The organism is Methylocella tundrae, from assembly GCF_901905185.1.
Classification (GTDB): domain Bacteria; phylum Pseudomonadota; class Alphaproteobacteria; order Rhizobiales; family Beijerinckiaceae; genus Methylocapsa; species Methylocapsa tundrae.
This window is the reverse complement of sequence record NZ_CABFMQ020000035.1, coordinates 24,412-48,434: the sequence shown is the minus strand read 5'-3', so window position 1 is coordinate 48,434 and position 24,023 is coordinate 24,412. Positions and strand designations below refer to the sequence as shown.

Annotated in this window: 22 protein-coding genes and 1 tRNA gene; 8 read left to right on the top strand and 15 right to left on the bottom strand. The window is 61.4% G+C overall.

From position 1 onward, the window contains the following. Position 1 precedes the first annotated feature (1 nt). Together MPC4_RS04440 and MPC4_RS04435 are read right to left on the bottom strand one after the other, a co-directional pair. Positions 2-766 carry a lipopolysaccharide-assembly, LptC-related protein gene (locus tag MPC4_RS04440; protein ID WP_174511459.1) on the bottom strand — a complete coding sequence of 255 codons (765 nt, stop codon included), beginning with the start codon at positions 764-766 and terminating at the stop codon, positions 2-4. A gap of 183 nt (positions 767-949) precedes the next feature. Beyond that, complete coding sequence (locus MPC4_RS04435) at positions 950-1,564, bottom strand: ribonuclease D (protein ID WP_174511458.1); 615 nt, start codon at positions 1,562-1,564, stop codon at positions 950-952. A 191-nt stretch (positions 1,565-1,755) separates the two neighbouring features. Between MPC4_RS04435 and MPC4_RS04430 the strand changes: the two genes are divergently transcribed. Continuing rightward, the gene (locus MPC4_RS04430) at positions 1,756-2,196 is read left to right on the top strand and encodes a DUF1236 domain-containing protein (protein ID WP_174511457.1); all 441 of its coding nucleotides are present in this window, start codon (positions 1,756-1,758) and stop codon (positions 2,194-2,196) included. Between the two features lie 293 nt (positions 2,197-2,489). Here the strand turns inward: MPC4_RS04430 and MPC4_RS04425 are convergent. After that, a tRNA-Leu gene (locus tag MPC4_RS04425) sits at positions 2,490-2,574 on the bottom strand. Positions 2,575-3,025: 451 nt separating this feature from the next. Here MPC4_RS04425 and MPC4_RS04420 point away from each other — a divergent pair. Further along, the gene (locus tag MPC4_RS04420) at positions 3,026-4,033 is read left to right on the top strand and encodes a complex I NDUFA9 subunit family protein (RefSeq protein ID WP_174511456.1); all 1,008 of its coding nucleotides are present in this window, start codon (positions 3,026-3,028) and stop codon (positions 4,031-4,033) included. Positions 4,034-4,146: 113 nt separating this feature from the next. Here the strand turns inward: MPC4_RS04420 and MPC4_RS04415 are convergent, their stop codons facing one another. Further along, entirely contained in the window at positions 4,147-4,821 is a 675-nt protein-coding gene (locus MPC4_RS04415) for a sulfate transporter family protein (RefSeq protein ID WP_174511455.1), read from the bottom strand. A gap of 38 nt (positions 4,822-4,859) precedes the next feature. Continuing rightward, positions 4,860-5,054: a YqaE/Pmp3 family membrane protein gene (locus MPC4_RS04410; RefSeq protein ID WP_134486098.1), complete on the bottom strand. Its 195-nt coding sequence runs from the start codon at positions 5,052-5,054 to the stop codon at positions 4,860-4,862. Between the two features lie 231 nt (positions 5,055-5,285). On the opposite strand from MPC4_RS04410, the gene bioB reads away from it, so the two are divergent. Then, positions 5,286-6,272 carry a biotin synthase BioB gene (gene bioB, locus MPC4_RS04405; protein ID WP_174511454.1) on the top strand — a complete coding sequence of 329 codons (987 nt, stop codon included), beginning with the start codon at positions 5,286-5,288 and terminating at the stop codon, positions 6,270-6,272. A gap of 79 nt (positions 6,273-6,351) precedes the next feature. Then, positions 6,352-7,518: a PQQ-dependent sugar dehydrogenase gene (locus MPC4_RS04400; RefSeq protein ID WP_425312418.1), complete on the top strand. Its 1,167-nt coding sequence runs from the start codon at positions 6,352-6,354 to the stop codon at positions 7,516-7,518. Positions 7,519-7,653: 135 nt separating this feature from the next. Here the strand turns inward: MPC4_RS04400 and trpB are convergent, their stop codons facing one another. From trpB to MPC4_RS04365, 7 genes are all read right to left on the bottom strand, one after another. Further along, positions 7,654-8,907: a tryptophan synthase subunit beta gene (trpB, locus tag MPC4_RS04395; protein ID WP_174511452.1), complete on the bottom strand. Its 1,254-nt coding sequence runs from the start codon at positions 8,905-8,907 to the stop codon at positions 7,654-7,656. Between the two features lie 101 nt (positions 8,908-9,008). After that, positions 9,009-9,698: a phosphoribosylanthranilate isomerase gene (locus MPC4_RS04390; RefSeq protein ID WP_174511451.1), complete on the bottom strand. Its 690-nt coding sequence runs from the start codon at positions 9,696-9,698 to the stop codon at positions 9,009-9,011. A 92-nt stretch (positions 9,699-9,790) separates the two neighbouring features. Beyond that, positions 9,791-10,117, bottom strand: coding sequence for a lipopolysaccharide assembly protein LapA domain-containing protein (locus MPC4_RS04385; protein ID WP_174511450.1), 327 nt, complete (start codon positions 10,115-10,117; stop codon positions 9,791-9,793). Between the two features lie 158 nt (positions 10,118-10,275). Continuing rightward, a complete protein-coding gene (locus MPC4_RS04380) occupies positions 10,276-10,566 on the bottom strand; it encodes an integration host factor subunit beta (RefSeq protein WP_134486086.1) in 291 nt (96 codons plus the stop codon). 156 nt (positions 10,567-10,722) lie between these two features. Then, the gene (sppA, locus tag MPC4_RS04375; RefSeq protein WP_174511449.1) at positions 10,723-11,697 is read right to left on the bottom strand and encodes a signal peptide peptidase SppA; all 975 of its coding nucleotides are present in this window, start codon (positions 11,695-11,697) and stop codon (positions 10,723-10,725) included. A gap of 186 nt (positions 11,698-11,883) precedes the next feature. Continuing rightward, complete coding sequence (locus MPC4_RS04370) at positions 11,884-12,600, bottom strand: phosphatidylserine decarboxylase (RefSeq protein ID WP_342343608.1); 717 nt, start codon at positions 12,598-12,600, stop codon at positions 11,884-11,886. Positions 12,601-12,641: 41 nt separating this feature from the next. Next, positions 12,642-14,537, bottom strand: coding sequence for an ABCB family ABC transporter ATP-binding protein/permease (locus tag MPC4_RS04365; RefSeq protein WP_174511447.1), 1,896 nt, complete (start codon positions 14,535-14,537; stop codon positions 12,642-12,644). A gap of 893 nt (positions 14,538-15,430) precedes the next feature. Here MPC4_RS04365 and MPC4_RS04360 point away from each other — a divergent pair. The 4 genes from MPC4_RS04360 to MPC4_RS04345 all read left to right on the top strand — a co-directional run bounded on the left by MPC4_RS04360 (position 15,431) and on the right by MPC4_RS04345 (position 20,157). Continuing rightward, positions 15,431-17,089 carry a hypothetical protein gene (locus MPC4_RS04360; RefSeq protein ID WP_174511446.1) on the top strand — a complete coding sequence of 553 codons (1,659 nt, stop codon included), beginning with the start codon at positions 15,431-15,433 and terminating at the stop codon, positions 17,087-17,089. Between the two features lie 394 nt (positions 17,090-17,483). After that, on the top strand, positions 17,484-18,119 hold the full coding sequence (locus tag MPC4_RS04355) for an LOG family protein (RefSeq protein ID WP_244605643.1): 636 nt from the start codon (positions 17,484-17,486) through the stop codon (positions 18,117-18,119). Positions 18,120-18,125: 6 nt separating this feature from the next. Continuing rightward, a complete protein-coding gene (locus MPC4_RS04350) occupies positions 18,126-19,184 on the top strand; it encodes a cell envelope integrity TolA family protein (RefSeq protein ID WP_174511445.1) in 1,059 nt (352 codons plus the stop codon). Positions 19,185-19,413: 229 nt separating this feature from the next. Continuing rightward, positions 19,414-20,157 (top strand): manganese catalase family protein, encoded by a 744-nt coding sequence (locus MPC4_RS04345; RefSeq protein ID WP_174511444.1) that lies wholly within the window; start codon positions 19,414-19,416, stop codon positions 20,155-20,157. Positions 20,158-20,382: 225 nt separating this feature from the next. On the opposite strand, the gene cimA is transcribed toward MPC4_RS04345, so the two are convergent. The 3 genes from cimA to cysS are packed head-to-tail and all read right to left on the bottom strand — an operon-like array spanning position 20,383 to position 23,899. Further along, positions 20,383-21,975, bottom strand: a complete 1,593-nt coding sequence (gene cimA / locus MPC4_RS04340; protein WP_174511443.1) for a citramalate synthase — start codon at positions 21,973-21,975, stop codon at positions 20,383-20,385. Beyond that, positions 21,972-22,466, bottom strand: a complete 495-nt coding sequence (locus MPC4_RS04335; RefSeq protein ID WP_174511442.1) for a GNAT family N-acetyltransferase — start codon at positions 22,464-22,466, stop codon at positions 21,972-21,974. The genes cimA and MPC4_RS04335 overlap by 4 nt, the downstream gene beginning before the upstream one ends. Beyond that, positions 22,463-23,899, bottom strand: a complete 1,437-nt coding sequence (gene cysS, locus MPC4_RS04330; protein ID WP_174511441.1) for a cysteine--tRNA ligase — start codon at positions 23,897-23,899, stop codon at positions 22,463-22,465. Before cysS ends, MPC4_RS04335 begins: the two co-directional genes overlap by 4 nt. Between the last annotated feature and the right edge of the window lie 124 nt (positions 23,900-24,023).

Genomic DNA, 24,023 nt, shown 5'->3' with positions numbered 1-24,023 from the left:
TCTACTCCGCGACCACCGGATTGGTCGCTGTTCCCTTCTCGTTCGCGCCAGACTCGATGACCGATTTGATATCGCCTTCGAACGAGACTTTGCCGCCGTTCTCGATGTCCATCTGATCGGCGGCGACGACGCCCCCTTGCAGGACGACCTTGACGCGCTCCTTCGAGATCAGCGAGCCCGTCTTGAAATCCATTTGCGCGGTTTTCATGAAGATGGAATAGCGGACGTCATTCTTGATCTGGGCTGAACCGTCCATCGCCAACCGATCATGCAGGCTGTCATAGACGCCGTGGTCCGCGATCACCTGCAGCGTTGAAGCGTCGTTCAGCCCGATCCTCGCGTCAATGCCCTGCAGCTCCACAATGTTCGGCGTCGTCGTGTCCTGGATGCCGGCGCGCGCCGTCACCTCATAGGGGTTCCCATCCTTTTGGAAGCCGGTGATTTTCGGCGATTCGACGGTTATGCGCGTCCCGTCGACATGAACCTGACCGATGGTGAGGTTGCGCGGCAGGCGACGGAAGGGATCGAACAAGCCGACGACGAGGACGACGCCGACCGCGACGACGCAGAGGCCAACGATCGCCCGCCGCAGAAAACGCACGCGCGCCGAATGCCGGCCCGCCGCCTTGAACGCGCCGCGCCAAGGCGATTCCGTCAGATCGAGAACCTGGCCAAGCTGACCCTGGCCGCGCGCGCCCGGGGAGTCGCGCGGATCATCGATGCGCTCGCTCGCCGCCCAATCGGTATCGCCTGAGACTGCCGTCATTCGATGCGCTTCGTTTTCAGACAAGAGAGAGGGGCCGCCGTCGCCAAGCGTCACTCAAGAAAATCCCGTCGACGAGCCCGGCTCGCAAAGAGCCGGCTCACGACGCGGGTAGCGTCAGACAGCAAGCAAGCAAGGCGAAGTCAAGGCGAGGTTAACGCTGCCTTATTGGACACAAAAAATGTCTTATTGATGGGAAAAGATATCGGCCTCCGCCCAACCCATCAGGTCGAGGCGGGCCCGCGCTGGAAGAAAGCCGAAACATTCCTGCGCGATTTCGAAGCGGCCTTCACGCTTCAGCATGGCGTCGAGACGCGTGCGCAGCGCGTGCAGATATAAAACATCCGAGGCCGCGTAGGCGAGCTGCGCCTCGGACAAACTGTCGCTCCCCCAATCCGAAGATTGCTGCTGTTTTGAAATTTCGTGTCCGAGCAGTTCGCGCACAAGATCCTTGAGGCCATGACGATCGGTATAGGTGCGGGCCAGCTTCGAGGCGATCTTGGTGCAATAGATGGGGCCGGCCATCACGCCGAAGGCCCTGAACAGGACAGCGATGTCGAAGCGGGCGAAATGGAACAGTTTGAGGACGCTCGGGTCGGCGAGCAGGCGCTCGATATTGGGGGCGCGGCTTTGTCCTGCTGCGATCTGCACGACGTCGGCTGTTCCGTCGCCCCGCGAGAGCTGGACGACGCAGAGCCGGTCGCGGTGCGGCACGAGCCCGAGCGTTTCGGTGTCGATTGCAACGCAATCCCCCAAATTCGCGTCATCGGGCAGATCGCCCCTGTGCAGGCGGATGGTCATTGCGCGCAGCCGGCTGAGAAGTTTGCGCGCGGGCGCTGGAAAAACGAAAGCGTTTGCATAGGGCGCGCCTAGCATCCATCGTCCCACGAAGCAAGCCCGGCCGCCGGACAGGAACCGGGACCGGTTCCGGAACCCGCGCCAATTCGCGGGAGTTAGGCAAGCGCTTGTCGAAACAAAACGGAGACCGGAAGATGGAAAGAAAGTTTGGAATCGCGGTGATCGCCGCCCTGCTCGCCATCCCTCTCGGCGCCCAGGCCCAGGGTCTCGTCGGCGGCGCACAAACCGGCGCCGAGAGTGGCGCAGCCGCGGGAAATAACGCGGCGGGCCCCATCGGCGGCGTGGTGGGGGGCGCCGTCGGCGGCGCGGTCGGCGGCGTCACCGGCGGCGTCAGCGGACTGCTCGGCCTCGATCAGGCGCCTCGTTTTCGCGACTATGCGCTGCGCGAGCATCGATCGAGCTTCAGCTACAGCGAGCGCATCCAGCCGGGCGCGCGACTGCCGCTCAGCGGCGTCACTTATTATCCGGTGCCGGCGGAATATGGGGTCAACCCGCGCTACCGCTATACGATCGTGAATAGTCACGCCGTTCTGGTCGATCCGACGACGCGGCGAATCGTTCAGGTGATCGATTAGCGCGCAAGCATAGGGGGCGCGGCTGACCGGGCGCCGGCTCGCGGAGCGCACGCCCCTCGTTTTTCAGGCGTTCCTCGAAGTCGCTTGCGCTGGAGCATGACGCCGGAAAGCGGAAACCGGCTTTCCGGCGTCATGCTTTGACTTATTGATGAGAGAGGGTTTCAGAATTTGGATGGCATCGCGCTGCGATGCATCCGAGCTGATCCGGCGGGACGAAATGCGTTCAACCGCTGGCAGCGGACGTTCTAAATCAGCACCATAAGAAATATCTAAATCAGCACCATAAGAAATAATGGTGCCCTGGAGAGGACTCGAACCTCCACGGCTTTCACCACAGGTACCTGAAACCTGCGCGTCTACCAATTCCGCCACCAGGGCATTGCGCTCTGATACGTGCCGAGCTTCCCTCTTGTCAATCGCCAAGCAGGCGGCGAGGGCCGCGACGCGGCGAAAAAGCTCTGATTGAGATTGATCCTCGCCACGCTCTTCCCGCATCGCTCACGCGCCGCATCGCCACGCGCGCGTGGCGAACGAGGGCGCCCCGGAGCTTTTCCGTTCATGGTCAGCCCGAGCGAGGCGAATGGCCGCCTCCAGTGACAAAGCTGTCCTATGGGCTTGGCCTGGCGTATCATTAAACCGCGTCCCCGGCCGGAGAATCGGCTCTATACAGGCGCGGCCTTGGCGACTAAAACGGCGCAGCGGCTTTGAGCGTTTGAAAACATCTGCTTGATCGGCAAGCGTCCGAGCGCGTGCACTAAAGGCGCTGCGAGGAAAAAGGCGCGGATCGAAATGTTTTCAACCGGCGTCTTGAGAGTGAAGGCGAGCGACAATGGCGGATGAATTGGTCAGGACAAACCGGCTAGTGACAGTTTTCGGCGGTTCGGGGTTCATCGGCCGCCATGTCGTGCGGGCCCTGGCGCGAGACGGCTGGCGCGTCCGCGTCGCAACGCGCAGGCCGGATCTTGCCTTCCATCTGCAGCCTCTCGGCAAAGTCGGCCAGATCACTCCCGTTCAGGCCAATCTGCGCTATCCCGATTCGATTGTTCATGCTCTGCGGGACGCGCAGGCGGTGGTCAATCTTGTCGGCATCCTCAGCGAAACCGGCGAGCAGAAATTCGACGCCGTGCATGCTGATGGCGTCAAGGCCCTCGCCAAAGCGGCGAAAGCCGGGGGCGCCAGCGCTTTCGTGCAGATTTCGGCGATCGGCGCCGACCCAGATAGCGCTTCGGCCTATGCGCGGAGCAAAGCCAGGGGAGAAGCAGCGGCGCGGGAGGCGTTCCCAGAAGCCGTCATCCTGCGTCCATCGGTCGTCTTTGGCCCGGAGGATCATTTCTTCAACCGCTTCGCCGCCATGGCGCGCTACATGCCCGCGCTGCCGCTCATCGGCGAAGGCAAGACGAAGCTTCAGCCGGTGTTCGTCGGCGATGTCGCGAAGGCCGTGGCGCTCGCCGTTGAGGGCAAGACGACGCAGGGGGCGATCTATGAATTGGGCGGCCCAGAAGTCGCAACGCTGAAGCGCATTCTCGAATTCGTGCTGAAAATCACCGAGCGCAAGCGGTTCCTCGCGCCGATCAGTTTTGCGCAGGCGAAAACCATCGGCGGACTGACGGAAACGCTGACCAAACTGTCGCTCGGACTTTTTCCAGAGATGTTCGCCATTACGTCGGATCAGGTCGAGCTTTTGAAGACCGACAATGTCGTGTCGGCGGCCGCCATCGCAGACAAGCGCACCCTTCAGGGACTCGGCATTACGCCGGAATCTTTTGAGGCTTTCGTCCCCACCTATCTCGGCCGTTACCGCGCGACGGGCCAGTTCGCCGACCGCCGCGCCGCCTGAGAAGGCGGCGAGGCTCCGCGGGCGAGGCGACCTCATTCGCCGCCTGCATTGCCACTTCGAGCCTTTGTTTTGGCATCGGTCCGAAAAGTTCTGCACCTTTTCGGCATCATGCTTCAGGCGAGCCGGTATCCGTTTCGCTGTAAGATGCTTCTTGCAATGCGCACCATAAAGGCCGTCCCAAACAGCGGCGTCAGCAAATTGATCAACGGAATCGCGAGCATTCCGGCCATGATCAGCCCGGCGACGAAGAGCCGAAGCTCATTCGTCTTGCGCAAGCGCCTGACTTCCGCCGGCGGCGCGTACCGCAAGGCCGCGAGCTCGAAATAGCCGCGTCCGAACAAATAGGCGTTGGCTCCGAAAAACGCGATGGCGTTGACGCCCGGCACAAGCAGCAGCAGGAGCGCGATCAGATTCACAATGAGGGCGACGGCGGAAAACTCGACAGCCACCCGCGTCGCATCCTTGAACGGCAGAGCGCGTCCGACGCCGTTCGGGTCAATCTCGCTTTCGACATGTTCAGCAAGTTCGTCGAAAAAGAAACCAGCGACGAGAAACGACACAGGCGTGACTAGGAAGGCGAGGCCGATAAAAAGCCCTGCTCCGCTGACCAGCGACAATATCGTCGTCAGCCAAGGATAGGGCAAAGAGAGCGAGGCGACGATCAGCTTTTCGAGACCGATCCAGACCAGCGCCAGCAGGGCCAGCGTCAAGCCAAGGGTCTTCCAGAGAACATTGCGAAATGGCGGCGTGAAAATCTGGCCGGCGGCGGCGGCAGCGGCGTCGAGCACGTTGCGGTGATCCTTTCGGGCGAGGTGAAAACGCGGCCTCAGCGCATTTGGCGAAACGCCCGGTTGATTTTCTCGTCGGTCTTATACTGGCTCAAAGCGTAAACAGCCCAGAGCGCGGCCGGAATCCAGCCAATCAGCGTCACCTGCAGGATGAGGCAAATAATTCCGGCGATCGGCCGGCCGATTGTGAAAAACAGGAGAAAAGGCAAAAATACCGCAATCAACAGGCGCATGGAGATCCCTTGGGGTTCGACATTCGGCTTGCAGTCCAAGACATGCGCATCAATCTGCGTTTCGGCAAGGTTTGCGCCTCGCTATCATTAGCGCGCCGCTTCTTTGAAGGCACGACCTTGAAGATTGCCAAACGGGCGCGCACGGTCCATTTTGCGCGGCAAAGACGCCGCCGGTCCGTATGAAGCGAATGCGGCAACGCGAAACAAAGAGATGATTTTGAAAGCGAATGCATGACACATCAAGCCGTCGACTCTTTCATCCGGCATGATTGGACGCCGGAAGAGATTATTGCGATCTACGACCTGCCGCTGCTCGATCTGATCGCGCGCGCAAACGCGGTTCATCGCGAATTCCATGACGTCAACGATGTCCAGAAGGCGAGCCTGCTCAGCATCAAAACAGGCGGGTGCCCGGAAAATTGCAGCTATTGCCCGCAATCGGCGCACCATAAGGAAGTCCATCTCGATCGCGTCGACATGATGAAGACGGAGGAGGTTCTATCGGTCGCCGCGCGGGCCAAAGCGGCGGGCGCCGACCGTTTCTGCATGGGCGCCGCCTGGCGCAATGCGCGCGACGGCGCCGAGTTCGACTCGGTCCTCGACATGGTGCGCGGCGTTCGCGCGCTCGGCATGGAGGCCTGCGTCACGCTTGGCATGCTGAACGGCGCGCAGGCCAGCCGGCTGAAGCAGGCGGGCCTCACAGCCTATAATCATAATCTCGATACGGGCCCCGACTACTATAAAAGCATCGTGACGACGCGGAACTATGAAGACCGGCTCGACACTTTGAAGGCGGTGCGCGGCGCGGGGATCGAAATGTGCTGCGGCGGCATTGTCGGCATGGGCGAGAGCGTTGCGGACCGGGCCGGCCTGCTGCAGGTGCTGGCGAGCTTCACCCCCCATCCCGAAAGCGTGCCGATCAATGCGCTGGTGCCGGTCGCGGGCACGCCGCTCGGCGAACGCGAACGCATCGACCCGCTTGATTTCGTGCGGATGATCGCGACGACGCGCATCGTACTGCCGGCCTCGCGCGTCCGCCTCTCGGCGGGCCGCTCCACACTGAACCGCGAGGCGCAGATCCTGTGCATGGTCGCCGGCGCCAATTCGATCTTTTATGGCGAAGCCCTGCTGACGACGCCGAACGTTACCGAAAACGAGGACGACGCGCTATTTTCCGCTCTGAGCCCACAATCCCACGCTGAAGAAGCGATGGGCTGACTTGAGCGGGAAAGGCTTCGCCCCGCGGCGCCGGGCGCTGCTCCTCGCAGCCGCCCTGTCGAGCGGCGTTTTTGCAACTTTGGCCCTTGCCGACGCAGGGGGCCCGGCCCCCGTCCCAGCGGCAAAGCCTATCGTCGACGAGGCCGCCAGACTGCGGGGCGAACTGGCGAAGATCAAGCTGCCGCCGGGATTCGAGATCACGCTCTACGCGCTCGTTCCTGGAGCCCGCACGATCGCGGTGGGGCCGCAGGGCAAAATGATCTTTGTCGGAACGCCAGGGACGCAGGTCTATGCGCTTCCCGTTCGTCCCGGCGCCGCGCTCGTCGGAGAGGTTTCCGAGTTCGCGCCCGCGACGATGAAGAAAATGCCGCATGGCGTCTGCTTCGCGAACGACGGCACTTTGTTCGTCGCCGAGCAGAATCGCATTCTCTCCTTCGCGAACGCCGAAGCCGACTATGATAAACTCGCGCCCAAAGCTCAGACCGTCGTGGCGCAGGGCCAGCTCATTCCAGCGGAAGACGAAAGCGACAATCACAGCACGCGCGTCTGCCGCATCGGCCCCGACAACAAGCTCTATGTCTCGCTCGGGCAGCCTTATAATGTGCCGCCGAAGGACAAACAGGCGCAATTCGCCAGGCTCGGCATCGGCGCCATCATTCGAATGGACCGCGACGGCAAGCGCCGCAAGATTTATGCGAGCGGCATCCGCAATTCGGTCGGCCTCGATTTCAACCCGGCCGACAAGACGCTCTGGTTCACCGACAATCAGGTGGACCGTATGGGCGACGACATTCCCCCCGGCGAATTGAATCGGGCGACGAAGCCTGGGCAAAATTTCGGCTTCCCCTGGTACGGCGGCGGCCATGTTCGAACCAACGAATATAAGGACGAGACGCCGCCGAAAGACGTCGTGTTTCCTGAGGTCGAAATGGTCGCCCATGCGGCCGATCTCGGCATGACTTTCTATACGGGATCGCAATTTCCGAAAGACTACAGAGGCGGCATTTTTTCCGTGCAGCACGGCTCGTGGAATCGCACGGTTCCGGTCGGCGCGCGGGTGATGTTCACCTCGCTCAAGCCGGATGGAACGGCGGCGAAGAGCGAACCATTCGCCGAGGGCTGGCTCGAGCCGGATGGCTCCTATTGGGGCCGGCCGGTCGACGCCGCGCAGCTTCCCGACGGCTCGCTGCTGGTCACGGACGATTATAACGGCGCGCTCTATCGCATCGCTTACACGGCGCGATAGAGCATAACGCCAAAAAGCGAAAACATCGCTTCGTCCTCGGCCCTTCTTGTTTCCCTTCGGGCGACGACCAAGGCCGCATCTCCGCTCGCCGGTTTTTCGGGCGCCATCATGCTCTCACTTTTTGATGAGAGCCCGTTACATCCCGCCGAGATGATCCGCGACGGTAAAAATGTCCTTGTCGCCGCGGCCTGAGATATTCACCACCATCAGATGGTCGCGCGGCTTTTGCGGCGCTATGTCCGCCACTTTGGCGAGCGCATGCGCAGGCTCCAGCGCCGGAATGATGCCCTCCTGAAGCGCGCAGAGTTGGAACGCCTCGAGCGCCTCGTCGTCGGTCGCGGAGAGATAGGTCACGCGGCCGGTTTCCTTCAGCCAGGAATGTTCGGGACCAATGCCCGGATAGTCGAGCCCCGCCGAGATCGAATGGCCTTCCTCGATCTGGCCGTCGGCGTCCATCAACAGATAGGTGCGGTTGCCATGCAGCACGCCGGGGCGCCCGCCCGCGAGCGAGGCCGCATGTTTGTTGTCGAGCCCGAAGCCCGCCGCCTCGACGCCATAGATCTCGACCGAGCGATCGTCGAGGAAGGGATGGAAAAGCCCGATCGCGTTGGAGCCGCCGCCGATGCAGGCGAAGAGCGAATCGGGCAGCCTGCCTTCGGCCTCATGGAGTTGCCGCCTCACCTCTTCGCCGATGATGCACTGGAAATCGCGGACCATCGCCGGATAGGGATGCGGGCCGGCCGCCGTGCCGATGCAGTAGAAGGTGTCTGCGACATTGGTGACCCAATCCCGCAAGGCCTCGTTCATCGCATCCTTCAGCGTCCTGGCGCCGGATTCGACGGGAACGACTTTGGCGCCGAGCAGCTTCATGCGGAAGACATTCGGCTTTTGCCGTTCGACGTCGACCGCGCCCATATAGACGATACATTCGAGCCCGAAGCGCGCGCAGGCGGTGGCCGTCGCAACGCCATGCTGCCCGGCGCCCGTCTCGGCGATGATGCGCGTCTTGCCCATGCGGCGCGCGAGCAGGATCTGCCCCAGCACATTGTTGATCTTATGCGCGCCCGTGTGGTTCAGTTCCTCGCGCTTGAAGTAGATTTTTGCGCCGCCATCGCCGCCCGCCGCGGCCGCTTTTTCGCGCAGATGCCCGGTCAGGCGCTCGGCGTAGTAAAGCGGGCTCGGCCGTCCGACATAATGGGTGAGCAGATTGTCGAGTTCCGCCTTGAACGACGGATCGACCTTGGCCGCCTCATAATGACGCTCAAGGTCAAGGATCAGCGGCATCAGCGTTTCAGCGACGAAGCGGCCTCCAAATACGCCGAAATGCCCGCGCTCGTCAGGACCGGCGCGATAGGAATTGAGACTTTGGCCGAATGGCTCTTTGGTCATGATCGCCCCTTGTCGTATCGAGGAAGGCCGCTCCCGCCTCCGCGCCTCATTTTGGCGCCGACAACACTGGTGTTTAAACGCATACGCGCGGCAAACCAAGCCTATCTCGCGGCCGCCGTCCCGCGCCGTTTTTCCCACAGCGCGGCAATCTCCGCCGCGCGCGCCCTTGCAACGAAATCGGCGACCTTGTCCTTGTCCTTGACGCCTGGCGCGCTCTCGACGCCCGATGACACGTCGACGCCCGGCGCGCCGGTCTCGATCAGAGCCTGCGCGACATTCCCGGCATTGAGGCCGCCGGCGAGCAGCCAGGGTTTTTTCGTCTTGAGGCCGCGAAGCAGCGACCAGTCGAAAGCGCCGCCATTGCCGCCGGGGCGGTCCGTCGGCGCCTTTGGCCGCGAATCGAACAGCAGCATGTCGGCAACATCGTCATAGCGGCCGATCTCTGCAAGGTCGGCGCTGTCGCCAATGCCGATCGCCTTGATGACCTTGACGCCGAAACAGGCGCGAATCGCCGCGACGCGCTCCGGCGTTTCTCCGCCGTGCAATTGCAGGAATTGCGGATCAAGCGCCGCGATCGCCGCGGCGAGCAGCGCGTCGTCTGCATCGACGGTCAGCAAAACCCTGGCGGCGCCGGAGCCGGCGCGCGCCCCAAGGCGCCCCGCTTGTTCAAGCGACACATGCCTCGGGCTTTTGTCGAAAAAAACGAAGCCGAGCAGATCGGCGCCGGCTTTCATCGCCGCGTCGACGGCCTCGGGCGCGGCAAGGCCGCAGATCTTGATCAATGTGCTCATGAACAAACTCGCCATCCCTCGCGAGGCGGAACGTGAGGGTTGGCGCTCCCTTAAAGAGGCAATCGATCCGCCGAGCGCAACCGGCGGGGCGATCAGGCGCCGCGGCGATTTTCGATCGCCGGATGCAGATTGTGGCGGGCCCGTTCGGCCGAGAGGCGCCTCAGTTCAGCGCGCGTGCGCCGTGCGGCGCGCCGATGCGGCGCCTGTCCGATCCAGGTCGCGACGCCGCCGATGACGACGCCGGCCATCAGCGCAACAAAGAGAATGAGGAAGAAGGGCGCGCTGATTTGCGGGCCATTAACGCCGCCATTCGGAAAAGGATCAAAGTAGATGGTTGCGATCTGCCGGTTGGCCAGGGCGAGAGCGAGGCCAATGACGATGATCGGGAGCAGAAACAGCCATTTCAAGAATTTCGCCATCGCGCCCGCCGGAATGGTTCGCGCGCGAAGGGCGCGCTTCGGAAACAGTCTAGAGTTGGATCAAAAGCCCAGGCCCGCTTGCATGGGCGCTGATGCTTCGAGCCGTTTCATGGGAGGCTGACGCCGGCTCGCATAAGTTGAACATTTTTTGGCTGCGCTCAACCGTCATAGCCATCATTCAATCGCTCACGCATTTCCTTGCCGGTCTTGAAAAAAGGAACGACCTTTTCATCAACCGAGACATGAGCGCCTGTACGCGGATTGCGGCCGACGCGCGCGTCCCGATGCTTGACCGAAAACGCCCCGAAACCGCGCAGTTCTACGCGATCCCCGCGGGCGAGAGCGCCGGTGATTTCATCGAGAATCGCATTCACGATCTTTTCCACATCACGCAAATAAAGATGCGGATTGCGGTCGGCAATACGCTGCACGAGCTCGGATTTGATCATTCGCCCCGCCCAAAAAAAGCACTTAGAAGTGTAGCAAATCAGAAAACAGGATCAGCAAAAATCTACGCCATTTTCGCAACGATCTTGCATCTTAGGAGCGGAAGCGCGATCTTGACGCCGAAGGAAGCGATCATGCTCCCATGTCTGGCGCAAGCGTCAGTTCGCGCTGTCAACCTGCCAAATCGAAACGAGACCGTCAAGCATGCGCGAGCGCGTGAACTCATCGCCTTGAGCGAAGAGCTGGCTCAGCCAGTCAAGATGGACGAGCGCGGCGCCGCGCGCGGCGAAGCTGAATATCCCGAGACGCTCCAGCGATTGGGTCGGCTTCCAGTCGCGCACCTTGAGGCCCTTCGGCACGGATTTTTCCTGTTCCAGCCAAGCGATTGCTTCGCGTTCTCCGCCGATGCGATCAACGAGATGGAGGTCGCGCCCCTGACGGCCGGTAAACACGCGGCCGTCGTCGACGGCTGCGAGCTGAGCGTCGGTCATTCCGCGGCGATCCTTCACAAGCGCCTTGAACCACGCAAAACTGTCGTCAACGATTGACGCGAGCGCGGCCCGCGCTTCAGGCGTCGTCGGCTCGAAGCCGTTTGGCGAAGCTTTGAGAGGGGACGATTTGACGTCCTCCACCTTGACGCCAATCGTATCGAGCAGCTTGGTGAAATTCGGATATTCGACCAGAACGCCGATCGACCCGACGAGCGAATTGCCCTGCGCGACGATCTGATCAGCGCCAAGAGCCGCGATGTAGCCGCCCGAGGCGGCCATCGTGCCGACGACGGCGACGGTCGGCTTTTTAGCTGACAGACGACGGATTGCCTCAAAAAGCCGTTCGGCGCCCGTCGTCGTTCCGCCCGGGCTATTGATCGACACCAACACCGCGGCCGCGTCCGAATCCTCGATTCTCGAGATGAGCTTCAGCGTGTCGCGGTCGCCTGTGATGATCCCGGTGATGGAAAGCCGCGCGATCCGCGGCGAGAAATTGAACGCGCCGTCAGAACCGAAAAGCCGCAGCCCGAGGATAATGACGACGAGCGCGGCCACGGTGAAAGCGGAGACGCGCCAGAACGACAGACGGCGCCGCAGAAGCCGGCGCTCGACGAGATAGTCTGCAAACAGGGGCGCAGGCATAGGCCATCCGAAGGTTTACGTTGATATGGGTTGAAATCCGCCAACCCCCATAACCGTCTTTCCTGTCCGCTGGCGCGGGCGAGGCTCTAGAGCCATGAAAAAACAGGGTTTCTTTGTAACGGCAGAGGCCTCGCAACGCAACCGAAATAAAGGCGGAGCGCCCTCGCGTCTGCTCGCGCGCCGCCTCTAGCTTGCCTTGAATATCCGCTTGCCGGCGCTTGCACGCAGTTCCGCCAGCACGGTTTCTCCTGCAACCGCCTTCGAGCCGATCGTCACCAGGCTGCGCGCGACGCCGGGCAGATAAACGTCGACGCGGGAGCCAAACCGGATGAGGCCGAGCCGGTCCCCGGCGCCAATTGTTTCGCCCTGCCGCACAAAACAGACGATGCGGCGCGCGATCAGGCCGGCGATCTGCACCACGCCGAAGCGCCCGCCGGCGGTTTCGATGACGATGCCGTTGCGCTCATTGTCCTCGCTCGCCTTATCAAGGTCGGCATTCAGAAAAAGCCCTGGCTTATAGGCGATCTTCACGATCCGCCCGGCTACGGGCGCGCGATTGACGTGGCAATCGAACACCGACATGAAAACGGAAATGCGCTGCAAAGGCTCGACTCCAAGGCCGAGTTCGGGCGGCGGAATGAAATAGCCGATCGATGAAATCACGCCGTCGGCCGGCGAGACCACTAGCGTGTCGTCGACCGGCGTGTGGCGCACGGGATCGCGAAAGAAATAGACGCACCAGACCGTCGCGATGGCGCCGATCCAGCCGAGGGGGCTGAAGAACGAGCCAAGGATCAAGGCGGCGACGCCGAAGGAGGCGATAAAAATATATCCTTCAGGGTGGATCGGCGTCACTTGCCTGCGAATGGAATCGATAATCGACATTGGTTTTTGTTCTCGCAATTGGCGTCACACGCAGGGATTGGCCGCATCGGTGAGCTTGGTCAAGCGGCGGCAGAATCCTTTTCCGCAGTCCTTAGTTCGTCGCTCCCTTCCCCATCGCCGGGCTCGATGCTGATGCTGACCTTGTCGCCCTCCGCCTGCGCCGCCCGACGAAGGATTTCTTCGGCCTGGCGGATTTCATACTGGCGGCTCCACATGGCGGCATAGACGCCGCCGCGCTCCAGCAATTCCGCATGCGAGCCGCGCTCGATGATGGCGCCCTTGTCGAGCACGATGATCTCGTCCGCGTTGACGACGGTCGCCAGCCGGTGCGCGATGACGAGCGTCGTGCGTCCGCGCGCAACACGGTCGAGCGCGTCCTGAATCTCGCGCTCGGTAAACGAATCCAGCGCCGAGGTCGCCTCGTCGAGAACCAGAATGGGCGGGCCTTTCAGGATCGTGCGGGCGATGGCGACGCGCTGCTTTTCGCCGCCCGAAAGTTTCAGCCCGCGCTCGCCGACCTGCGCGTCATAGGCGCCGGGCGCGCCCTCGATAAAGCGATCGATCTGCGCGAGCCGCGCCGCCTCCCGCACTTCGGAGTCGCTGGCGCCGTCGCGGCCATAGCGAATATTATAGGCGATGCTGTCGTTGAACAGCACCGTATCCTGCGGGACGATGCCGATGGCCCCGCGCAAGGAGGTCTGCGTGACGGCGCCGATGTCCTGCCCGTCGATGAGGATGCGCCCCCTGGCCGGCTCGTAGAAGCGAAAGAGCAAGCGCGCGATCGTCGATTTGCCGGCGCCCGAAGCGCCGACGATGGCGACAGTCTTGCCCGCGGGAATGTCGAAACTGAGGCCTTTGAGGATCGGCCGGCGCGGATCATAGTGAAAGAACACATTCTCAAAACGGATCTCGCCCTTGCCAACCGCGAGCTGTTTTGCGCCGGGACGATCCTTCACCTCGGGATTTTGCGACATGATGTCGAACATCATTTCAATGTCGATCGTCGACTGGCGCAATTCGCGGTACACCATGCCGAGATAGCTCAAGGGCTGAAACAGCTGAATCATCATCGCATTGACGAGGATGAAATCGCCTATCGTATGAGAGCCGCTGCGGACGCCCGCCAGGCTCATGATCATGACGGCGGTGAGCCCGAAGGTGAAAATCACCGCCTGTCCTGCGTTGAGGAAAGCGAGCGAGGTATAGGTCTTGACGCTCATGCGCTCATAGCGCGCAATGGACACGTCATAACGCTGTTTTTCGCGCTCCTCCGCATTGAAATATTTGACCGTCTCGAAGTTCAGCAGACTGTCGATCGCCTTGGTGTTGGCGTCCGTGTCGCTCTCGTTCATGGCCCGGCGGATGCCGATCCGCCAGTTGGTCGCCGTGAAAGTGAAGACGACATAGACGCCGATCATGAGAGTCACCACGCCGACGTAGCGCCAGTCGAACTGCACGAGCAGAACGGTGAGGATCAGGCAAAATTCGACGAGCGTCGGAATCGCCGTCAGCATCGAGGTGCGCACGATCGTCTCGATTGAATTTCGGCCGCGCTCGAGAATGCGCGTAAGGCCCCCGGTCTTGCGCTCGAGATGAAAACGCAGGGACAAAAGGTGAAGATGCTCGAACACGTCGCTCGCGAGGCGCCGGACGGCATGCATTGCGACATCGGCGAAAACCGCGTCGCGCACCTGCGTGAACAGCGCCATTGTGATGCGCAGGACGCCATAAAGGAGCGTGAGCGCCAAAGGCGCCGCGAGAAGGCCGGAAAACGGCAGCCGCGCGGGGTCGACAAGCGAATCCGTCGCCCATTTGAATGAATAGGGCGCTGCGATGGTGACGAGTTTCGCCGCCAGCAGGAGCACAATGGCGGCGTATATGCGCCATTTGAGATCAGGCCGGCTCGACGGCCAGATATAGGGCCAGAGGCGACGCATCATGGCGCCGGCGTTCATCCGCGCTGGCGCCGCCGGGGACGGTTTGATTCTGGCCTGCGTCCGCGCCGCGTCTTTCGCCGCGGATAATGGGAGCGATGATTCGCCAGATTGCTGCTGAAAGGTCAAGGCCGTCTATTCATCCTGACTGAGGCCGCCGGGCGATGGGGCGAAGCCGATGTCCATACAGCTTATATAGGCGAAGCAGCCGCCAAACGCACTCGTCGCCCCAAAGATCCTCCAAAACCGGCGGAGAGCCGCCAGCGGACTCGGTTCGCATAGACCTCATCAACTCCGCCGGGCGCCCATCGGCGTAGCTATTGGTTTTGGCGATAGCAGTAATTGGCGCCGCCCCTCTACCAGGAACTTTGAAAAGCCATAGTGACAATCAGATGATGCCTCGATCCGATCAACAGGACACGGCAGGGGAAGAATACAAAAAGGGGGGTGAAGCATGGCCGCTTTAATGGTCCTGCTCAATGTATCGGCGCCGCGCGAACGATATCCGCGAGGCGTGCTGAGTAGAAGCGCGCGGCGCGTCAGCATTAAGCGTCTCACCAGGCTCTCAACTCTGCCCGGCAGTCTCCTCGGAACGGGTCGAACCGTTCCGGCCGGAACAGTTGCGCCGCATGCCCGATCTAGTGACTTTCAATTTGCTACGCATACTGGCACTAGATATGCATTACGCATAGGCCGGAAGCATGGGCCGGAAAAAACTATACAAAAATATGCGTAAAACCGACGGAAAGTGTTTTTCTCGTCGGACGAGGCTCTATAACGATTAAAAATAATAAGAATAACAAACCGGCGATAAACGATCGCATCGAACTGCAGGGAGGGCACATATAATGCAGATACGGGTGAACAAGCGCGAAAAACGCCAGACTATTACAACAATAGCCTTAGGAATGCTTTTGGCGCTGCCAGCTTCCGCCCGGGCGGACGATACCGCCGACGAAATTCGCGCGCTCAAGGCCCAGCTGAAGAGGCTGGAGGCTAAGGTCAATGAACAGGCCCGCAGCCAGAAGGAAACTCAGGTTCAGATCCGCGCGGTATCATCGAAGACTGCGCCAGCCGCCGCGGCCGCGGCCGCCTCGCCCGGAATGCCGTCCTATAGCGGCATTGGCGTTGGATCTTTAGGGGGCGTCGCGCCCACGGGCTTCGCGGCGCGGGAGGCGGCGATACGAGGCCTGCCGGTGCCCGGCGCGCCGAGCCTCTACATCAATGGCGTCAGCATCACGCCCGGCGGCTTCCTTGCACTCGAAGGTCTTTTCCGGGACCGTTTCATCGGCGCCGACATCGCCACTCCGTTTAACAACATTCCTTACAGCAACGTCCGCACGGGCAACGCAAACGAATTCCGCTTCACGTCGCGCCAGAGCCGGCTCAACCTTCTGACCAAAGCCGACATCAATCCGACGACGCATATCGCGGGCTTCCTCGAGATCGACTTTCTTTCAGCGGCGCAAACCGCCAACTCCAACGAAAGTAATTCATTCAATCCGCGCATGCGTCAACTGTATATGACGCTGGATCAGGATGATTTCGGAGCGCATTTCTTCGCCGGTCAGGCTTGGTCTTTTGCGACCCCCTACTCCAATGGTCTTCTTGCACGCTCCGAGGCGCTGCCTCTGACCATCGAGCATCAGCTGGTGCCCGGCTTCGTCTGGACGCGCCAGCCAGGACTCCGCGTCATCAAGGACTGGGACAAGACCCTCTGGGCCGGCCTTGCGGTCGAAAGCCCGCAGACGACATTCTCCGGCGGCCCCTTCCCGGGAGCCGGTCCCTATGTCGGCGGCTTGCCGACGGCCACGGCGGCGGCGGCGTTGCCGTCCACGCTGGTGTTTAACCAGTTGCCGCCCGGCGGATCGCTGTTCAATTCGCTCAACGCGGTCTCTCTCAACCACTTCCCGGACGTCATCGGCAAAGTCGCCTGGGATCCGACGATCGCCGACCGGCATATCCATTTCGAGGCGATCGGCATATTCCGCGACTTCTACAGCCAGGTTAACAACCATAATCAGGACGTCGCGTCGGGCGCATTTGGCGGCTCCCTCCTCGTGCCGATTATTCCAAAACAACTCGAGTTCCAGTTTTCCGGTTTGACCGGCCGCGGCATCGGACGCTATGGCACGTCGCAACTGCCCGACGTGACCTTCAATTCCAGCGGATACATCACGCCCCTCCAGGAAACCATGCTCTTTGGCGGTCTGATCTGGCACGCGATGCCAGAGCTGGACCTCTATACATACGCCGGCGAGGAAATCACGAACGCCAGCTACAATACGGTCACGACGGCGGGCGGCGGGAAGCTCGCCTACGGCTATGGCAATCCCCTCTACACGAATGCCGGATGCACGATCGCCGGCTCCACGGTGTGCGTCGGCAACGTCGCTCTCGTCAGGCAGATTACCGGCGGCTTCTGGGACAAGATCTATCAAGGCGACTTCGGCCAATTGCGCGTCGGCATGCAATATTCGTTCACTCAGAAATATTCTTTCCCAGGCATCGGAGGAACAGCGAAAGCCCAGGAAAACATAGTGATGGGCAGCATCCGCTATTATCCTTTCTAGACCAAGACACTGAAAAGCCACGGACTTTTCAGCGTCACGCCACGCGTCAAAACAAAGACTTAATGAGCAGGATGCGATTCCGCCCGAACGCATTCTGCTGTCACGCGGGCGAACGGAAAGACACAGCGCGAATTTCCGTTCGATCCCGTCCGGAGAAATTGTTGCGCTTTAGCTTGTCACGAATGCGTGAACCGGCCAGGCGAACGCCTCATTCCCGGAATGCGGGACCTCCCGATCGGGCTGCTTCCGGCGCAATGATCGCCGACATGGAGTGCGTCGCGGCGTTGAATTTGCTGAAACATTCCGCCGGTCACGGCGGCTTCGTCCAGCGGGCCTTGACCCATTTCGGGCGGCAGGCCACAACGAGACCATGATCGACGCCGTGAATAAAGTCATGTCAGCCAAACCACTTCGCATCCAGCCGGAGGCTCCGCGCATCCGCGCCATTTGCGTTTATTGCGGCTCGGCCCAGGACGTCGAGCCCGCCTATGCGGCCGCCGCGACAAGCCTTGGCGGCGCCTTGGCGGCGGCCGGCATCGAGCTTATCTACGGCGGCGGCGGCAATGGCCTCATGGGAGCGATCGCGCGGGCGGCCCTGGCCGGCGGCGGCAAAGTCACCGGCATCATCCCTGAATTTCTCCATCGCAGGGACAGGCTGCTGCCGGAAATTCAGGAAACCATCATTGTCTCCGACATGCATACGCGCAAGCGCCTGATGTTCGAGCGCGCCGACGCATTCGTCGCGCTGCCGGGCGGCATCGGCACGCTCGAGGAGCTTGTCGAGCAACTGACCTGGGTCCAGCTTGAGCGTCACACAAAGCCGGTGGTGATCGCCGACGTCGGCGGATTCTGGCAGCCGCTGCTCGATCTCTTCGAACACATGCGTGAACGCCGTTTTATTCAATCTTCGTTCGAAATCCGCTATCTTGTAGCCGAGAAGATTGACGACGTTCTGCCGATGATCGAATCCGCCGCGGCCAGGGTCGATCTCCTCGGCGTCCGTAAGGAGACCATCGATCCACGATTGTAAACCACGATGCTTCATAAGCTTGCCGGCGGCGACCATGGTTCTGGATCGCAACGCGATGTGACCGAAGATCCTTTGATCGCCGATCCGCCCCTCCGGGCGGATCTTGACGATCATCTGGTCGCGCCGCCTGACGCCTCGTTGGATGAGACGCGGCGGCGACGGTTCATCTGGATTCTGGCCGCCTGCGTCATCGCGCACGCCCTCGTGCTGGCGATTCTCTTTTACGAGAGCAATTCGCCCCAGAAGATGGCGCAGGTCGAGGAAATCCCGGTCGAGCTCGTGCCCCAGATGCCGGAGGAGAAAGTAGAACCGCCGCCCCCTCCTCCGCCGCCGCCGCCGAAGCAAAAGGAGCAGCCAAAGCCCAAGCAGAAGATGGTCGACGATGAGCAGCCGGCCTACGACGCTCCGCGAGAAGCCAATAAGGAAACCATAGAAAGAGAAGCCCCCGAAAAGGAAACACAGGCGCAGCGCGTCGCGCCGCCATCGACGCAGACTGCCGAGACGCCGGCGCCGCCAAAGCCGGCGGAAGCGCCGCCGAACGCCATTGTTCAGGCGCCGGAGGAAGAGGCGCCGGCGAAGCTTGCCGACGACAATCCAAACGCCGAACCGCTCGACAAGGCCGAGCCCGCGCCGCAGAAGAAGCCAACCGAGAAAAAAGCGCCCGTCATCAGCAAGGCGCCCTCGACGAGATCCAAGAACCTCTCCGTGTCGGATCAGCTGGCGGCGCTGTCCTCGGTTCCCGAATACCATCTCGGATCGGCGGCGAAACCTTCCCCGATCGGCGGCGGGACCGCGAAGACCACCTATTTGTCGATTCTGTTCGGCCTCATCATGCGCCAGATGCATGTTCCCTCGGATCTGCGGAACGGCCATCAGCAGGTTGAAGGAATTGTCGCCTTTTACGTCGACGAGAACGGCAATCTGACGCATCAGGCTGTCTATCGCGCGAGCGGGCGCCCTGATCTTGACGCGGCGGCGCTCAACGCTGTCCGTCGGGCGGCGCCCTTCCCTGCCCCGCCACGGGGCGATCCGCACGCCATCTGGTTCCATTACGACACGAGATAGCCTGCTTGCCGAAGCGCTAAGACCGCGTCACATGGGCTGAAACTCCCCTTGCGCTGGCGATCATTCTACCGGCGCTTCAGCCGGCGACCGGCGGCGCCACGTCGCGCTCGGCTCCCCTTCAATGCGCGAAATAGCCAAATAACGGATAGTTGATGGCGCCCGACGCCGGCGGCTTACGTTCGCCCGCCGCAACCCCATAGGAGAGTCGCACCCCAAAGGAGAAGCGAGCATGTTTTTGCACAAGACCCTGCCCATTCACGAAGTCCGCGTCGAAAATCCAGACCCCGTCTTTGCGGAAAAGCTTCTCGAGCAGTACGGCGGCGCGACCGGGGAATTGTCCGCGGCTCTGACCTATCTGACGCAGTCTTATCATACGGATGATCCCGCCATCCGGGACATGCTTCAGGACATCGGGACCGAAGAACTCGGTCACCTCGAAATGATCGCGCTCCTCATCGAGCAACATACAAAGCGCGCCTCGGGGGATTTGCAGGACAAGGCCTATCAAAGCACGCTCTTCGCCATTCGCGGCCCTGGCCCGCATCTTGTCGATTCGAAGGGCACAACCTGGGATTCGCGCTATGTCAGCGAAGGCGGTCACGTGGTGCGTGACCTGCGGGCCAATATTTCCGCGGAGGCGGGCGCGCTCAATACCTATGAGCAGCTCATCGCCATGGCGACCGACGACGGCACGCGCGCGGCGTTGAGGCATCTCGCAACGCGCGAGGTCTCCCATACGCATATGTTCATGGAGGCGCTGAATTCCCTGAACGCGCTCGACAAACCGCTATTTGGCGATCTCAAGCCGGACGAGACCGTTAATCTCTACTTCAATCTCTCCTCCGGCCCGGGCGGCGACGAGCGCGGTCCGTGGAATCGCGAGCCGACGTTCCAATATGTCGCCGAGCCGTTGCACGAGGCGGAGCAACAGCAGCGCGGCGCGTCTTCGTCGCGCAGCACCAGATCGAAATGAGCATTCGCGCCTTGAAGGCCACGACGGCGTCCGCACGCTAACATTTGAGGGCGCCAGCGGGGCGTCCCGCCCGAAGATTGCGCTTGCACGACTGGGCGAATTGAACATCGCGCAAGCGGCCGCTCCATTCCGTTCGCGATACGGACTGATTTCGCCTGAAAGACCCCCATCAAAAAGGACAGGAGCGACGATCGCCCCTGTCCTCCTTGAGGAAAGCAATTGATCTTAAGCCCCCGACTTCAAAAGCCTGAAGGTGATGGCGTCGGTCAGCGCCTGAAATGACGCGTCGATGATATTGGCCGACACGCCGACCGTCGACCAGTTCTCGCCGGACGAGTCGGTAAATTCGACCAGCACGCGCGTCACGGCGTCTGTGCCGCCCTGGAAAACGCGCACGCGATAATCGACGAGATTGAGGTCTTCGATGAAGGGCTGATATTTGCCAAGATCCTTGCGCAGGGCAAGGTCGAGCGCGTTCACCGGCCCTTCGCCTTCGGCGGCCGAGATCGAGGTTTCGCCGTCGATGCGCACCTTGACCACTGCTTCCGAGACGGTGACGAGATCGCCTTGCGCGTTGTGGCGGCGCTCGACATCGACGCGAAAACGCTCGACATCGAAGAAATCCGGAACCTCGCCGAGGACACGGCGCGCCAGCAGCTCGAAAGAGGCGTCGGCCCCCTCATAGGCATAGCCAAGCGCCTCTTTCTGTTTGACCTCGTCGAGCAGACGGCCGACGCGCGCATCGTTCTTCTCGAGCTTGACGCCGATGCGCTCCAGTTCCGCGAGAATGTTGGATTTGCCGGCCTGATCCGACACGAGCAGACGGCGCTTGTTGCCGACCGCCTCGGGCGACACATGCTCGTAGGTTTTTGGATCCTTCACCACCGCCGAGGCATGGATGCCCGCCTTGGTCGCAAAGGCCGAGGCGCCCACATAGGGCGCATGGCGGTTCGGCGCACGGTTCAGCAATTCGTCCAGCGTATGACTGACCTTGGTGAGGCTCTTCAGTTTTTCCAGCGAGACGCCGATCTCGAAGGCGTCGGCGAAATCCGGCTTCAGGAGAAGCGTCGGAATGATCGAGGTGAGATTGGCGTTTCCGCAGCGCTCGCCGAGGCCGTTCAGCGCGCCGTGAATCTGCCTGACGCCGGCCCGCACCGCCGCCAGTGAATTGGCCACCGCATTGTCCGTGTCATTATGGGCGTGGATGCCAAGATATGCGCCCGGCACGCGATCCCTGACCACCGCGACAATGGCCTCGACCTCATGCGGCAGCGCGCCGCCATTGGTGTCGCAAAGAACGATCCAGCGGGCGCCGGCCTCAAACGCCGTCCTGGCGACATTCAGCGCATAGAAAGGATCGGCCTTGAAGCCGTCGAAGAAATGCTCGCAGTCAAGGATGACTTCGCGCTTATGAGCGAGCGCCGCCTCGATCGACAGCCGGATCGCTTCGAGATTTTCTTCCAGCGAAACGCCGAGCGCGACGCGGACATGATAGTCCCACGCCTTCGCGACGAAAGTGATCGTATCGGCGTCGGCCCCAAAAAGCGTTGCGAGGCCCGGATCATTTTCGACGGAGCGCCCGGCGCGCTTCACCATGCCGAAAGCGGCGAAGCGCGCATGGTTGAGTTTCGGCCGCGCGGAGAAAAACGCGGTATCGGTCTGGTTCGCGCCGGGATAACCGCCCTCGATATAATCGAGGCCGAGGTCATCCAGCATCGCCGCTATATGGCGCTTGTCGGCCAGCGAAAAATCAACGCCCGTCGTCTGCGCGCCGTCGCGCAAAGTGGTGTCAAAGAGGGTCAGACGTTCTTTCGTCATGGGGACAGTTTTTTCTTCATGCGCGTATTGCCGAGCCACACATCTCCGAGCGCGATCGTGTTGCGCCGCTCAGCGACATAGCCGCGTTTGTCGAACAAGGGTTTGGCGGTATCGCTGGCGTCGACGACGAGGCTTTCGATTTTTCGCGCGGCGGCGAGTTTTTCGATCGCATCAACGAGCGCGGTGGCGACTCCCGTGCGCGCGACCGCCGGATGGACATAAAGTTGACTGATGAGGCCGCCCTCAGTGAGCACAATGAAGCCGACCGGCGCGCCGCCAACGAGACCCACAAGGCTCAAGCCTTTCTTTAAAGCTTCCCCGAGCGCTTCTTCATCATCGGCAAGCTCCGCCCAGGCGCGGCGCTGCGCCTCGTCATAATCCTCTTCGGTCAGTTCCTCGATGGCGGACAGCCTGATCTCGGAAAGTAAAGGCAGATCGGCGGCGAGATAAGGCCGCAGCGTCGGTTTTGGAAAAGCGGCGCTGGCGTTCATCGTTTTGCCTCCCAGCTCGTCGCGCCGTCCTTGTTGTCCTTGAGCGCCACGCCCATAGCGTCCAACTCATCGCGGATGCGGTCCGATTCGGCCCAATTCTTGGCTCTGCGCGCTTCCTCGCGCTCGGCGATCAAGGCTTCGATCTCAATTCTCCGAGAAGCATCGATTTTGCTGGAAGGTCGATTCCAATTCGGGTCCCATATCCGGTCCAGCCCGAGCAAGTGTAAGCAACTACGCAATTGAGCCGACGAGCGTTTGATTTCCGCATTAAATGCTCGTACGCGTGGCTCCTCGTTATTTTCGGGCGGAACACCGGGGATAACGCCAACTCGATAGAGCGAATGAATCTCACTTAGCGCCTTTGGCGTATTGAGGTCATCTTCCAATGCTTCAAGAAATGCCGGAGGAGCGCCGCCGGATTGTTCCGAAAGAATTGCGTAATTCCGCCATCGCTCCAAAGTCTGCTCCGCTTCCTCCAACGCCTTCACCGTAAAGTCGATCGGCTGGCGGTAATGCGTGCGCAGCATCGCAAGCCGCAGCACTTCGCCCGGCCACGGCCTTCCACCGAACTTGTCGCTATGCAGCAGTTCGTGGATGGTGATGAAATTGCCGAGGCTCTTCGACATTTTCTCGCCTTCGACCTGAAGGTGCCCGTTGTGCATCCAGATATTGGCCATGATCCGATGGCCAAAGGCGCAGCGCGTCTGCGCGATTTCATTCTCGTGATGCGGAAACACGAGGTCTATGCCGCCGCCGTGAATATCGAATGTCTCGCCAAGATGCTTCCAGCTCATCGCCGAGCATTCGATATGCCAGCCGGGGCGCCCGCGTCCCCATGGGCTCGGCCAGCCGGGCTCGTCCGCCGCAGCTGGCTTCCATAAGACGAAATCCATCGGCCCGAGCTTATAGGGCGCGACCTCGACGCGCGCGCCGGCGATCATTTCGTCGAGCGGGCGCTTCGAGAGCTGGCCATAGTCCGGCATGGAGGGCACGTCGAACAGCACATGGCCGTCGGCGACATAAGCGTTGCCCTTCGCGATCAGCCTTTCGATGATCGCGATCATTTCGGCCATATGCCCGGTGGCGCGCGGCTCGACGGTCGGGGGCAGGCATCCGAGCGCCTCAACGTCCTGATGAAAGATCGCCGTCATCTCGCCTGTGAGCACGCTGATGTCGACGCCGCGCTCGGCGGCGCGGGCGTTGATCTTGTCATCGACGTCCGTGATGTTGCGGACATATTTGACGTGATCCTGCCCGAACTCATGACGCAGCACGCGGAACAGCAGATCGAAAACAATCAGCATGCGGCCGTTGCCGATATGCAGGTGATCATAGACTGTCGGGCCGCAGGCGTAGAGGCGCACATTGGCCGGATCAATCGGCCGGAAATCCTCTTTCTGGCGGGTCAGCGTGTTATAGAGCCGCAACGACATGAATTTCCCTCGAGTCTGCGCTGACTTCAAAAGCCGGTGCTGACGTGGGATGTCGAGATTGAAGTCTTAAATCAGGACAAGACGGCTCCAGCCAGCGGCAAGGCTAGCGGATACAAATGGAGGC